The organism is Acinetobacter sp. YH16056_T, assembly GCF_024605895.1.
GTDB classification, from domain to species: domain Bacteria; phylum Pseudomonadota; class Gammaproteobacteria; order Pseudomonadales; family Moraxellaceae; genus Acinetobacter; species Acinetobacter amyesii.
In genome coordinates this window covers 144,250-157,702 of the sequence record NZ_CP094545.1, presented here as the reverse complement: position 1 = coordinate 157,702, position 13,453 = coordinate 144,250, and the positions used below count along the sequence as shown (strand labels likewise).

The window sequence follows — 13,453 nt, the reverse complement described above, 5'->3', positions numbered from 1 at the left end:
GTTATATTCCTTTTGATTTTTGGTCTTTCGCATAGGGATTAAATTCATTGCTATAGATGCGACTGACCTCAATTTGATTTGGTTTTAATTTGTGTTCTTTTTCTAAGGCACTCACCCATGGGGCAAAATCCTGATCTTTTTGCACACCACCCACTTCGTGGACACCTGTGCCTGTGTAATATGGAATAAGTGCTGTATTTTCATTGCGTTGACGTTTTTCAATAATGCTTTCCATACGGGCAATGATTTGCTCTTTCGGCGTGTTGTGTAGCCATTCCTGAGCTTTGGCCACGCCACTGACAAAAGTACGAGCCAACTCAGGATGCGCTTGAATAAACTCTCCACGCATCGAAAAACTGCCTGCGGTAAAGGGCCCGTATAAATCAATATCTTTAAAGATGCTACGTACACCACCATGTTTTAAGGCCCGTTTTTCCAAAATGCCTGAGAACACCGCAATATCAATTTGACCATTCCGTAGAGCTTGTTCTGAGCTCACTGGTGGCAACATAATCAGCTCAACTTGACGGATTTCATCATCGGTTAATCCATGGCGAGCCAAATAATCTTTCACCACAAAATCATAATGCGCCCCATAGGCATTCACTGCGACTTTCTTGCCAATAAAATCTCGTGGGCTACGAATAGGACTATTTTCTAGCACATAAAAACCCACGTTTTGTTCAGCATCACTGCCATAAGATGCGACGACTGGGACCACATCTAGACCCGCGGCAATAACTTTCACCACAGCGCCATTAAAGGCTCCAGCGAAATCAACATCTCCTGCCACCAAGGTGAGTAAATCTTGTGGCCCACCTTGTACTGTGCCGACATAACTGAGTTTAATGTCGCCTAAATAGCCCAAGTCTTGTGCCAACTCAGGCAAAGACACCAGTCCCGGATAGCTTTGATAGCGTAGTTCTTTTAAAGCCATTTGCTGAGGTTCATCCACTTGCTGCGTGCTGCAACCAACCAAGGCTGTGCCACCGACCAAGGCAGCTAAAAATAGGCTACGCCAGAGTTGAGGAATGTTATGGATTGTCATTTTTTTCATTGTTATGTTCTCCTATCCAACCTGCTGCCAAGCTAAAACTTTACGTTCAACCCAAGTCAGTACCGTATTGAGCAACACCCCCACAGCACCAATCAGCAACATGCCAAAAATAATCAGTTCGACATCAAAAGCCTGACGCCCTTGAATCACGATATTGCCCAGACCATTGCCATAGTTCGCCAATAAAAATTCAGAGCCAATAGTGGCAAGCCATGCGAAAATCAGCCCAAGTTGTAAACCGACAAAAATCTGCGCCGAAGCACCGGGTAATATCAATTTACGAAACGCGTATGTCTTTGGAAATTGGTAGACTTCGGCCACTTCACGATATTTATGCGAAATACTGCTCACACCTTCAAAGGTGTGTAGCGCCACGGGATAAAACACAGATAAGGTAATAAACAGCACTTTGGCGCCGTGTCCCTCACCTAAAAAGGTCGAAATTAGTGGCAACCATGCAAACAGCGAAATTTGACGCAATACATGAAAGCTCGGTGCAAATAACCAATTCGAAAGGCGTGAACTCGCGATCAAGATCCCAAACAACACACCTGCTATCGCACCTATGCCATAGCCAATAAAATTTCGTGCCAAACTTTCGCCGAAGCCTGTCAAAAAGCTCGGTTGTTGGAGCACGGTTACTGCTTTTTGCAGCACGAGCCATGGACTAGGAATCAACTTTGGATCGACCCAATTTTGCTGTGAGGCTACTGCCCACAGTGCGATAAATGCCACAGGTAGAACGAGTGCTTTTGCTGCTTTAACTAAGACTTGGCGCGCTGCCCCGTTTAATGAAAGGATGCTCATGAGTTCCCTCCTACTCGGGTTGCGTGAAAGCGTGCCGTTTTTTCTAACCAAGCCAGAAAGGTATCTAAGACATAGCCCGTAATACCAATCAGAATGATCGCCATGAAGATCAAGTCCATCTGCATTAGCTGACGTCCCCACACCATGAGATAACCAATCCCTTCACTACTTGCTAATAACTCGACAAAAACCAATGCCAACCACGCCTGCATAATGCCTTGACGTAAACCACTGATCACACTAGGTAGTGCAGCTGGGAAAATCACCTCTTTGAGTTTCTGCCAATTGCTGTATTGGTAAACCTCTGCCACTTCCATCAAACTATTCGGCACATGAGTAATGCCCTTATAGGTTGCAATCAACAGCGGCGGTAACACAGCCAATGAAATAGCGGCAATCTTCAAAGCCTCATCGATGCCTAAGAAAATCATCAATAATGGAATCCAGCCAACTATGGGAAATTGCGCAACAAGATTCACCGTCGGAAAAATAAAGTCCCGACTACGTTTGGCCAATCCCAACACAGTACCAAGCAAAATCCCGACACTGGCACCAAGTAAGACACTCCATAAAATACGTTTGGCACTGATGGCAAAATGAAAACTCAATTCACCGCTTTGCCATAATTCAACTGTGCTTTGCCACACCAAACTCGGTGCAGGTAAAATTTGCTCTGGCAACCAATGTTTGAGTGTTGCCACATACCACAAACCGAACAATAAAACTGGCATCAGGAGTCCACACGCCACTTGCAAAGTTAGTTTTAAATAGGTCTTAAAAAAATCCAACGCACTTCGGTCACTTTGCAAGGGAACCGAATGTGCAGATACATCCGTAAGGCTCATAATTCTTGTCCTTTTACGCTCTGTTCTGAGACATCAGGTTTTAAAAATTGAATAAATTCCTGATCTTTGCTGATCAAAATAATCAGACCAATAAACACCAGCCCGATCGGTAAAAATAAATTTTGTAGTCCAACCTGTGCGCCAAATACGGCGCCTATCAAGCCACCCAACAGTCCACCCGAAGGTCCGACGAGGGCTAAAATTGGAGAAATCTTAGCCATCGCGGTTTGCTCACCCACTCGGGCGAAAGACATAAAATTGGCGATATGCAACATACCGAGTCCAAGTCCAAACATGACCGAAGCAGGCCACATCAACAGCGTGATTTTGGTTAAGGCTAAAATCAGTAATGCCGTTGCCATCAGGCTTAGGCCAATCAAATAAAACTTTTGATAACCCATCAGCTCAGCCAAACCGCCCATGCTAAATAGCGATCCCACAAAGACAATGCCTTGTACGGTCAGCAGCATCACTGCCATTGGCTCTGAAAGTGCAAAACTTTGGATAGCAATCACCACAATGAAAAAGCCAAAGTAGTTATTTGCCACGCTGCTCAAAAATTCCAATATGCAAACAATCCGCAGCGAGGCATGGGTTTTGATGAGTGCCAAAGGCGCCACAATATCTCGCCATTGAAAATGCGGGCGATTCGTCGCTTGCGGAGTACTACGTTGAAAGCACCACGGAGCCAACAGCAAGGTGCCTAAAAAAAGCAAAGACACCACATAAAAACTTCCGCCATAGCCGAAATGCTCGATCAACAATACGCTCAATGCAGGCGCAATCAGGAAATATCCCATCATGTGCGAACCGCGAAACCAACCCGCACGGGCTGGACCTAAACGCTTTAAATTGCTCAGGAAAACGGTATTGATCGAAACAAAACGCATGGGTAAGACAAAACTCACCAAGGCTGTCACCGCAAAGAGGTACCATGCACCAGCTTTGAGTGGCGTTAAGCTATAGACCAAAGCGCCCAACACACTGCCGATGCAGAATATTTTCAAAGACCCAAAGCGCTGTACCAACACGCCAATCGGCAATGCCATGATCAAAATGCCAATATTTTGCGCTGCAGAAATTAGCCCCAATTGCAATTCGGTGGCTTCTAAATGCACGGCATACAAGGAAATTAAAACTCGTGCGACACCTACACCCAGTCCAGCCAAAATCGTGAGCAGCACAAAACTGCTCATAAATTTGGTGGTTAATGGACTGGCAATTACATTGCTTTCAATCGGACGACTCATGGCTGTGACTTACTTCGGTTGACCTTGAGCATTAAATTGGCGCCAGTAACCCTCTAACTTCAGCTCTTTCAAGGCATTATTTAGATACTTCGGTTCATACCACGTTTTGGTATCCACATCACGACGGATTAAGCGTGCGTCTTTGGCAATTTTTAAAGCACTATCAATTTGTGAACGATGAAACTCGTCTAGTAGCGGTGTAGTGCGGTCTTTTAAATTCCAACCATCCCATGTTTTTTGATAATCCACCAATGGAATGCCACTTTGAGCCCAGAGTTTATATTGCGCACTACGGTTGGCTTCTTGAGAACTCCACTGCGCTTGTTTAATCAGTGTCGTCACGACACGTTGCACCACCTCTGGATATTGTTTTTCAAAACTTTCTGTCACCCAAAAGTGCGCAATCGGTGCAACTTTCGGATCTTTAATTTCTAGTAATGTTTTCGCCACACCACGCGCTTGCAAACTAAACGGTGAAGTAATCGTGGCATCAATATCACCTGTCGCTAACGCAGTACGCGCCGAATAGGCATCTTGCGAAATCACTCGTAAATCGCGCTCAGTTAAATTGTATTTTGCTAATACACGGTTAAAGACGATCTGACCATTGGTGCCTTTAAAGACGGAGAATTTTTTGCCTTTTAGATCTGCAAAGGATTTAGCATTTGATCCGGCAGGCACCACCACATAGGTAGGACCAAAACGCCCTGTTGAAAACAAGACTTTGGTTTTTAATCCCGTTGAACGTCCAACCAATGAGGGCAAATCGCCATGCAATGCAAAGTCCACTTTGCCATTGGCTAAAGCTTCGTTGGTTGCAGGGCCTGCTCCTGGGAAAAACAGCCAATTCACCTTAATGCCATCTTTTTTAAATTCTTGTTCGAGCACACCTCGTAAATGTGCTGTAGCTACAAAACTACCGCCCACTTTGGGTTTACCCCCCTCACCCGCAGCTGATACTGAAATGCGAATTTCTTTGGGATTGGCAGCATGCAATTGAACGCTTAAACCAAGTGCTGAAAGTGCCAAGAATGTGGCTGCGATTTTTTTAGAGATAATTTTCATTTTAAATGTTCCTTAATGGTTTAAATATTTGAATTAAAAGGTGTACTGAACCTGAGCTTGCAGCTCATTGGTGTCTTTTTGATTTGCCGTTTCGACATCAAACAGATAGTGATTCAGCTGTAATTGGAATTTTGTGGTTTGCGCAAAAAATAGGTTTAAACCCAAAGAGTGAATGTCATATTCACCAATACGACCGCTCGCGGTATCGAGATAGCTTGCGTTGTTTTTATTCGGGTTATAGCGGTCAAAACGGTAATAACCTTGGACTGACTTCGGCCAGAAATCATCAAATTTGGCGTTGGATTTAATACTGTTGTAGAACTGATCACCCAAGGTGTAGAAAGCGGTAAAAGTATGTCCTTCCGCTTTGGCTTCTTTGATGTCTTGGGCTACGGTGTCGACATAATCGGTCTTGCCTTGCAGATATTCATAGGTCACACCAAATGGTGCGTGGTTATAATAAATATCGAAACCCAAACGATCACGTTTCGCAGCATTATCAGTGATTCCGCCGGCTGAAATTTTCGATTCGCCTTTGATATAAGAGGCCCCAAACTTCAACTCACGGAAAATGCTGGCGTAGTCCACTGGCAAGGTAAAAGCCACACGACCGATATAATCTTTGCCATTGTTGTCATCTGCCTTATTACTGGCGTTCCCATTGGTCAACCCTAAGGCATACTCAAATAGCGGCGCACGGTAGTTCGATGCAAAGTCGACAAAAGGTTTGGCATCTCCACGGACGATAAATCCATTTTGACGGTTAAACAGTCCTAGAAAGGTCGAAGCTGCAGCGGTATTAATGGTCGGACGCAAATCTTCAGGAGACTGCACATCTAGACCAAAGGGCAATAACTGCTGACCGAGCGTAAAGTTGAGTTTGGCAGTTTCAGGGCCCGCATTGGTGGCAAAAGCGTTATAGCGAACAAAGGCATCTAGTAAATTAAAGTTACTGTTATTGGTGCCATCATTGCGTTTGCCATAACCAAAGGACAATTGATAGTCGAGGTTTTTGCCTTCGTTATAATCACGGAATAAATTCCCGCGTACACCGATCAGCGCAGTCCCAATATCAAATGTCGATTTGGTTGAACCCAACACACCCGTTTCATCGAGCGCACTGGCACGTAGTTGAACCGTGCCATACAGGGTTGTGTCACGGGTCGATTTGGTGGTTTGACGTTCATATTGACGTGACTGATCGTACTTATAGTTTTCAATATCTGCACGTAAGCCGTCGATATCTTCGGATGTTGCTGTGGTCACTTCTGCAACCTGCGTTTCACCTTCAACATCAGCGGCGTTGCTCGTATCTTCTGTCGTCACAGTGGCCGTTTCGACGACTTGGCTTTTCGTCGTACCAGATTCCACTGCATTTAAGCGTTTTTGCAAACTCTCAATTTGTTGTTTTAAGCTGCTCAGTTCTTGCTGAAGTGCTTCATCCGAAGCAAAACTCAGCTGACTGGTTGCGGATAAAATCAGTCCGACCGCAACGGTTAATGTGGTTTTTTTCATGATTTGGTTTCACTAATATTTTTCCCAAAGCGCAAAATCCCCCAACCCCATGCAAGGTGCATGAAGTGAATGTACTGCGTGGGTTTTTAAAAATTAATCTGAGTGGTCGTAGGTTTTATTCAACTTATGCACGACCGAAACTCGAAGACAGCTTTTAGAATTTAAGCGCGCATCATCGCGAGTGTCATAGCACAACAACATGCCTGTTGTAGGACACGAAAAGCAGAAAGATATCGATGCGTAAAAGTACTCATAAATGTTCCATACAGTGGTGAGTTTTGTTCACTCTAATATGGCAACAACTGTGCCAACATTTTAAGTATTTATTTTTTAAAGTTTTATTATTTAAATCTGATAAATTCTGTTGGTTTTAACGCCAAAAAACTGTTGGTTATTCAACAGTTGCTTATTTCAAATCATCAGTTATTTCCATTTTTATATCTCATTTTATGAAATAAGAAATACGCTTTGGGCTTTTAATAACTGATGTTACGCCTGTAAAAGTAATTTCGGATTTTTAAAATGATTTTTAAATCTATTCGATGGAGTCTTACATCTAGGGATTGAATAACGGGATTAGCCTTCGGCTGGAGGTACTCTTACGAAACGTTGTTTCTCATTCGACAAAATGAGAAGCGTGCTTCGCAAGGAAACCATCTTGCGGTGCAATACACCTCACCGACAAAACTCGTTTAATACCATCAAATGATTCAAAGGATCGCAAAAACATTTTTGATTAAAAGTCGTCTTGTCTCAAACAATTGCGGATGACACTACCGCGTATCGTTCTTTTATTTGGATCAAATTGCGCTTCTGATATTACTAGAGCATAAAAAAACCCACTGACGTGGGCTCTTTTCAATTGATTTTAATTACCGCTTATTGACCAAATTTAGTCGCCATGGCAGTTAATTTTTGATAACCCGTCGGAAGCAAACGTTGAATTAAATCAATCGCTTTTGCATCATTACCAATCAATAAACGACGCTTATCTTTTTGTACTGCTTCAATGATTTGACGAGCCGCTTCTTCAGGTGGACAGCGCAAGAATTTATTAAAGGACTGTGCCGATTTTTGCGGGTTCATGCCTAAACTTTTCAGGCTATCATTCATTTTTGCGGCATTGGCAATATTGGTACGAATCCCGCCCGGATGTACACATAGCGCACTCACGCCACAGTTTTCAATATCCAATTCTTGGCGTAAAGATTCGGTAAAGCCACGTACTGCAAATTTAGTGGCATTATATGCCGACTGTGTTGGCTGTGCCGTTAAGCCAAACAAGCTGGAAATATTGATGATATGACCTTCACCACTTTGCTTAATATACGGTAAAAACTCCTTGGTGCCATAAACCACACCCCAGAAGTTAATATTAACAATCCACTCCAGCTCTTCGTAGCTTGCCCCTTCAACGGTCGTGCCCAATGCCACACCCGCATTGTTAAAAATCATATTCACCGAACCATGATCTTTAACGGTCTGTGCTGCCCATGCTTTCATTGCCGCAAGGTCTGACACATCGAGTTTTTGCGTGGTTACACGTACATTGCTAGCTTTCACCAATTCAACGGTTGCCGCTAGCCCCTGTTCATTCACATCGCTTAAAGACAGATGGCAGCCTTGTTTAGCCAAAAGCACAGCCAATTGCTGACCAATACCTGAACCTGCACCTGTAATGGCAGCCACTTTATTTTTGAAGTTTTTCATTGTGATTCCTTATTCCTTTATGCTGCCGCTTGGCTTTATCACAGCGTGATCTCATTTGCCAATGTGTGCAGTTCGTCGACTTAATATAGTTTTGACAATACATATTGTCAATGTCATCTTAGGACGTGCTAAGCTGTTGAAATCGCCAATGCTTAAACATAGGTTTAAACTGAAATTATTGCTAAAATAAGACAAAATTCTGCTTTAGTTCAGCGTATATTTTCATGACAGATGCAACAAATCACACAGAACAACAACAGGCAAAAAATGTGAAGGAACGTCAATTTAAAGGGCTTTCTCTCAGTGAACGTAAGCAAGCGCGACGTGAAAAACTGATTGAAGCCGGTATAGAAGCCTATGGTACACATGGCTTTTTTTCCGTGACCGTGAAAGATATTTGTTTGGAAGCCAAGCTGACCGAACGCTATTTTTACGAATCATTTAAGAAAAGTGAGCAACTGTTCCAGACCATCTTTTTAAAATTAATCGATGAACTGCAACAAAACGTGATGCAAGCCATCATGCAAGCATCAACCGATTCTAAAAAAATGATTGAAGCAGGTTTAACCGCCCTATTGTTAACCTTAAAAAATAATCCTCGCATGGCGCGCATCATTTATATCGATGCCATGTTGGTACAAGAGCTACATAACCAAGCCACGATTCATGAAACCATGATGCGCTTTGACCGTATGATTCATGCCTTTGTCATGCTCATGATGCCAAATATTGATCGTTCAGAACGCGAAATTTCAATGGTCGCAACAGGTCTCAATGGTTATGTCACCCAAATCGCGATTCGCTGGGTCATGAGTGGTTATAAACAGCCGATTGATGAAGTTTTATCGTCATGTAGCGTGGTCTTTTTGGCCTTGTTGGATGCTTTTTATGAAAAACCCAGGAAATAAATTTTGTCCTCAACATTGATCTTTACAATTTTTTGAATGATTTTTTTGTGACAACAGCATGATGCAAAGCCCATATTGTTGAATATTTCAGGATTTAAATTGTCACAATTTCTTTCTAAACCCCAATGAAAGATCATTTTTGCAATGATACTGTCATAATTAATCTTTGTAATAAGCCTGTCATAAATATAAAACGGTCTACCGTTTACATAAAATAGGGTATTGCGCTGTGAAAGATGACTATATTTTAATCGTCGACGACGAACTCCCGATTCGGGAAATGATCCATACTTCACTGGATATGGCTGGTTTTCAATGTCAGCAAGCTGAAGATGCCAAACAAGCGCACCAAATGATTGTGGATCAGCGTCCTGCACTGGTTTTATTGGATTGGATGATGCCTGGTGGCGTGAGTGGTGTAGACCTATGTCGTCGTTTAAAACGCGATGAAAATTTGTCAGAGATTCCAGTCATCATGCTCACTGCGCGCGGTGAAGAAGACCATAAAGTTCAAGGTCTAGACGCGGGCGCAGATGACTACATGACCAAACCCTTTTCCACCCGTGAGTTGGTGTCACGCATTAAAGCGGTGCTACGTCGCTCAAATGCATTGGGTGGTGAAAAAACCATTGATGCCAATGGCTTAATCCTCGATCCAGTCAGCCAACGTGTCAGCTTTGGCAACACCATTTTAGATATGGGACCAACTGAATATCGTCTATTGGCCTTTTTCATGACTCATCCTGAACGTGCCTATACCCGTGCTCAATTATTAGATCAGGTTTGGGGTGGAAACGTGTATATTGAGGACCGTACCATTGACGTTCATATTCGTCGTTTGCGTAAAGTTCTTGAACCTTTCCAAGCCGATCGTTATGTGCAAACTGTTCGTGGCACAGGTTACCGTTTCTCTACCCGTGCAGACGCTGTGATGGGTTAGTCATTTTAGGTCTTTAATTTTCTATGTACGAACCGTATCCCGTCCCTGAACTTGCCAGTGAACATAAAAAATTCCGTTACAGCAGTTTATGGACTTTTGCCAAGCAGGATTTAAGACTGCTGGCATTTTTCCTGCTCATTGCTGCACTCATCGGCTTTGGTATCGGGTACTTATGGATCTGCATCTTAATTGCCTTTGCAGTGTTCTTTGCATTGCAAATGCGTTCGCTGTACTTGGTTAACGAATGGATTTCAAACCGTCCCTATGATGTTCCGCCGAATTTAGACGGTATTTGGGGGGCTTTGCTCTTTAATGTATATCGTGCGCAGCGCCAAGAACGCATCGTACAAGCTGAAATGGTCGGCCTGATTGACCGCGCTCAATCTTCCTTGGTGGCACTTGCTGAAGCTGTGGTATTGATTGATGAATTACACCAAATCGAATGGTGGAACCCTGCAGCAGAAAAGCTTTTAGGGATTCAACAGCTGGATCAAGGGCGCAATATTTTAAGTATTTTAAGACAGCCTAGTTTTATCGAATACTTTACCAATATCGATTTAGCCCCCGATGGTTTGAAAATGAAATCATCGGTGCTTGAAGACCATTATGTGCAAGTCAAATTGACCCGTTTTGGTCGCGAAAGTCGTTTACTGGTAGCCTATGACGTCACGCGTATGCATAACCTTGAGCAAATGCGTAAAGACTTTGTCGATAATATTTCACATGAGCTACGCACACCGCTCACGGTTTTAAGTGGTTATATCGAAACCTTTACCGATCAGGAAGATTTAAATCCACGCTGGAAACGTGCATTCGATCAAATGCAGTCTCAAACCCGCCGTATGAATGCTTTGGTCAATGACTTGTTATTATTATCTCGCCTGGAAAATGATAAAAAAGTTGCTAAAAATCAAATCATTGAAATGCCAAGCCTAATGAACCAACTGTATGACGATGCACATGCTTACAACGTGGATTATGGACATACACTGAATCTCGAGATTGATAGTCACTGTGACCTGATCGGATCAGATATGGAATTGGCAAGTGCATTTAGCAACCTCATCACCAATGCGATTAAATACACCCCGAAAGGCGGTACTGTGACGATTGGTTGGCATGATGATGGTACGCATGGTTATTTTACCGTTGAAGATACTGGCATCGGGATTGACCCGAAACACTTACCCCGTTTGACGGAACGTTTTTATCGTGTGGACAGTGCCCGTAGCCGCCAAACGGGGGGGACAGGTTTAGGTCTAGCCATCGTAAAACACGTTTTGATGCAACATCAGGCACACCTTGAAATTGAGTCCAAAGAAAATCGTGGTTCACTGTTTAAGGTGGTCTTCCCTAAAGAACGCTTGTATCACGTGAGCTAAGCAGAATCATCCTGCCGATCTTGTTGCTGCGCTTCCAACTGTTGTTCCTGTTGTTTGGCACGGCGATATGCAGGACGCTGCTGCATCCGTTGTAAGAAAGACTGAATTTGTGGATATCGCCCTTGCGTTCGGGTCATGAGGGCTTCTAATGGAAACGTCATCTGAATATCCGCGAAGCTAAACGGTCCCGCAAAATATTCATTTTCCGCTAAATGATTTTCTAAAAATACGATATGTTCTTTTAAACGCGGTCGTACAAAACCTTTTTTGACCCCATCACAAATGCGGCTAGCTACGGGTTTGATGACCCAAGGCACATGGCGTGGCACATTGCTCATGACCAACTGCATCACCAATAACGGCATCAGAGAACCTTCGGCATAATGCATCCAAAAGCGATATTGTTGTTTTGAATGTTCCGCCTTGGCTGCAAAAAAATCATGCCGATCATACTTTTCTTGTAAATACTCCAAGATCGCTGCAGATTCTACCAAGACCAGTCCATCATCCTGCAATATGGGCGACTTCCCTAAAGGATGGATGACTTTAAGCTCAGGGGGAGCAGACAAATTTGGCTGGCGCAGATAAAACTGAACCTGATAATCCAGTCCTAATTCCTGCATTGCCCATAAAATACGAAATGAACGAGATTTTTCTAGATGATGTAGCACCCGCATGGGTTCATCTCCTATTAAGGTGTTTACTGTTGCCGTTGCGACGATACCCATAATGACTCCCTCATGGTTATGCCGCACCATTTTCACCACAGGTACGGCTGTTCATTTTTATTTTTAAGTTAACGTGATGGACGCATTTTATCAGGGAAAGCCGGTGCTTCTAGTCGTGGACCATCATAGTCTGGAATAGAGCCAAAGCGTTCGTCCTGATTAATCCACTGCTCACGGGCAATATTCAATTCTTCTTGTGTGCGCCCCACAAAATTCCACCACAGCAGAATCGGTGATTCAAAAGGTTCACCTCCTAATAATAAAACACGGCCACCTGCATGTAGGTCAATTTTGACTTGGGTTAAGCCCGGCTCAAGTACCACCATATTGTCTTCATTTAGCTCGTGACCATTGATACTGGCAGTCCCTTCGAGGGCCATAAAGCCATATTCAAATTTTGGATTCAGCGGCAAGACGGTACTTTGACTTTCCGAACTACGCAGATCGACACCCAATAATTCACTATGTACTTTTACCGGCGATTTAGTCTGTAAAAATTCACCGACCAAGACCGTCAATTCAATCCCGTCTTGTGTCACCACAGGCAACTCTGGGTAATGGTCAAACTGGGGCGCCATATTGATTTTGTCATCTGGCAATGCAATCCAAAGCTGCGCAGCATGCATTTGTGTTTCAGACTCTGGAGCAACCTCAGTATGCGAAATACCATAACCCGCTGTCATGAGATTGACTTGTTTGGGCTGAATTAACTGATGTGTGCCCAAACTGTCGGTATGCATCATGGTGCCATCAATCATCCAGGTAAACGTTTGCAAACCAATATGTGGATGCGGCCCAACATCTAAGCCATCACCTTGAGGGAAATGCACTGGACCGGCATGGTCAAGGAAACACCATGCACCAATCATCCGTTTATGCCGACTCGGTAAAGCACGTTTAATCACTGTGCCTTGACCAATTTCAGCACGGCGCAGTGGAAATTCTTGAATGAACTGATTGACGTATTTTTCACAATCGTCGGAATGAGATATTTCTGTGTAATTGGTATTGGTCATATTCTTACCCTAAATTTGGCTAAGCCGATGCAAGGACTATCGGCTAGAGCTATGCATTTTTTTCCATTATATCTGCATTAACTCAATCTTCTTCAGCTGTCATTAATACGCTGAATCACAGAGATAGGACAATCGTTTTTTTGTTGCCTAATATGACATACAGCATAACAGTTATTGATGCTTATTTAGACAATACCCAATGCAAAATTACTTGTTCAAATCACGTGAAA

General features: G+C 43.4%; 12 protein-coding genes. 3 read left to right on the top strand and 9 right to left on the bottom strand.

Going from position 1 to position 13,453, the window contains the following annotated elements:
* Position 1: 1 nt before the first annotated feature.
* The 7 genes from MST17_RS00720 to MST17_RS00690 form a co-directional block, all read right to left on the bottom strand.
* On the bottom strand, positions 2-1,057 hold the full coding sequence (locus MST17_RS00720) for an ABC transporter substrate-binding protein (RefSeq protein WP_257223990.1): 1,056 nt from the start codon (positions 1,055-1,057) through the stop codon (positions 2-4).
* Between the two features lie 12 nt (positions 1,058-1,069).
* Entirely contained in the window at positions 1,070-1,864 is a 795-nt protein-coding gene (locus tag MST17_RS00715; protein ID WP_180003524.1) for an ABC transporter permease, read from the bottom strand.
* Complete coding sequence (locus MST17_RS00710) at positions 1,861-2,709, bottom strand: ABC transporter permease (protein ID WP_180026153.1); 849 nt, start codon at positions 2,707-2,709, stop codon at positions 1,861-1,863. Before MST17_RS00710 ends, MST17_RS00715 begins: the two co-directional genes overlap by 4 nt.
* Positions 2,706-3,959: an MFS transporter gene (locus MST17_RS00705; RefSeq protein ID WP_180026154.1), complete on the bottom strand. Its 1,254-nt coding sequence runs from the start codon at positions 3,957-3,959 to the stop codon at positions 2,706-2,708. The genes MST17_RS00710 and MST17_RS00705 overlap by 4 nt, the downstream gene beginning before the upstream one ends.
* Positions 3,960-3,968: 9 nt before the next feature.
* The gene (locus tag MST17_RS00700) at positions 3,969-5,024 is read right to left on the bottom strand and encodes an ABC transporter substrate-binding protein (RefSeq protein ID WP_180022184.1); all 1,056 of its coding nucleotides are present in this window, start codon (positions 5,022-5,024) and stop codon (positions 3,969-3,971) included.
* 33 nt (positions 5,025-5,057) lie between these two features.
* Positions 5,058-6,539, bottom strand: coding sequence for a carbohydrate porin (locus MST17_RS00695; RefSeq protein WP_180010798.1), 1,482 nt, complete (start codon positions 6,537-6,539; stop codon positions 5,058-5,060).
* Positions 6,540-7,418: 879 nt separating this feature from the next.
* On the bottom strand, positions 7,419-8,249 hold the full coding sequence (locus tag MST17_RS00690; RefSeq protein ID WP_078194047.1) for an SDR family oxidoreductase: 831 nt from the start codon (positions 8,247-8,249) through the stop codon (positions 7,419-7,421).
* A 224-nt stretch (positions 8,250-8,473) separates the two neighbouring features.
* Between MST17_RS00690 and MST17_RS00685 the strand changes: the two genes are divergently transcribed.
* The 3 genes from MST17_RS00685 (at position 8,474) to phoR (ending at position 11,479) form a co-directional block, all read left to right on the top strand.
* Complete coding sequence (locus tag MST17_RS00685) at positions 8,474-9,157, top strand: TetR/AcrR family transcriptional regulator (protein ID WP_180010802.1); 684 nt, start codon at positions 8,474-8,476, stop codon at positions 9,155-9,157.
* Positions 9,158-9,386: 229 nt separating this feature from the next.
* On the top strand, positions 9,387-10,097 hold the full coding sequence (gene phoB, locus MST17_RS00680) for a phosphate regulon transcriptional regulator PhoB (protein WP_078191504.1): 711 nt from the start codon (positions 9,387-9,389) through the stop codon (positions 10,095-10,097).
* 23 nt (positions 10,098-10,120) lie between these two features.
* Positions 10,121-11,479 (top strand): phosphate regulon sensor histidine kinase PhoR, encoded by a 1,359-nt coding sequence (gene phoR, locus MST17_RS00675; protein ID WP_078191505.1) that lies wholly within the window; start codon positions 10,121-10,123, stop codon positions 11,477-11,479.
* Here the strand turns inward: phoR and MST17_RS00670 are convergent.
* Both MST17_RS00670 and MST17_RS00665 read right to left on the bottom strand, forming a co-directional pair.
* A complete protein-coding gene (locus MST17_RS00670; RefSeq protein WP_168378863.1) occupies positions 11,476-12,156 on the bottom strand; it encodes a glutathione S-transferase family protein in 681 nt (226 codons plus the stop codon). The two genes, phoR and MST17_RS00670, sit on opposite strands and share 4 nt — an antisense overlap.
* Before the next feature lie 119 nt (positions 12,157-12,275).
* A complete protein-coding gene (locus MST17_RS00665) occupies positions 12,276-13,223 on the bottom strand; it encodes a pirin family protein (protein WP_078194052.1) in 948 nt (315 codons plus the stop codon).
* Between the last annotated feature and the right edge of the window lie 230 nt (positions 13,224-13,453).

What these genes read in the sequence shown, in the direction of transcription:
- MST17_RS00720 (WP_257223990.1), bottom strand. Translation starts at nt 1,057, where the DNA reads ATGAAAAAAATGACAATCCATAACATTCCTCAACTCTGGCGTAGCCTA.
- MST17_RS00715 (WP_180003524.1), bottom strand. Translation starts at nt 1,864, where the DNA reads ATGAGCATCCTTTCATTAAACGGGGCAGCGCGCCAAGTCTTAGTTAAA.
- MST17_RS00710 (WP_180026153.1), bottom strand. Translation starts at nt 2,709, where the DNA reads ATGAGCCTTACGGATGTATCTGCACATTCGGTTCCCTTGCAAAGTGAC.
- MST17_RS00705 (WP_180026154.1), bottom strand. Translation starts at nt 3,959, where the DNA reads ATGAGTCGTCCGATTGAAAGCAATGTAATTGCCAGTCCATTAACCACC.
- MST17_RS00700 (WP_180022184.1), bottom strand. Translation starts at nt 5,024, where the DNA reads ATGAAAATTATCTCTAAAAAAATCGCAGCCACATTCTTGGCACTTTCA.
- MST17_RS00695 (WP_180010798.1), bottom strand. Translation starts at nt 6,539, where the DNA reads ATGAAAAAAACCACATTAACCGTTGCGGTCGGACTGATTTTATCCGCA.
- MST17_RS00690 (WP_078194047.1), bottom strand. Translation starts at nt 8,249, where the DNA reads ATGAAAAACTTCAAAAATAAAGTGGCTGCCATTACAGGTGCAGGTTCA.
- MST17_RS00685 (WP_180010802.1), top strand. Translation starts at nt 8,474, where the DNA reads ATGACAGATGCAACAAATCACACAGAACAACAACAGGCAAAAAATGTG.
- phoR (WP_078191505.1), top strand. Translation starts at nt 10,121, where the DNA reads ATGTACGAACCGTATCCCGTCCCTGAACTTGCCAGTGAACATAAAAAA.
- MST17_RS00670 (WP_168378863.1), bottom strand. Translation starts at nt 12,156, where the DNA reads ATGCGGGTGCTACATCATCTAGAAAAATCTCGTTCATTTCGTATTTTA.
- MST17_RS00665 (WP_078194052.1), bottom strand. Translation starts at nt 13,223, where the DNA reads ATGACCAATACCAATTACACAGAAATATCTCATTCCGACGATTGTGAA.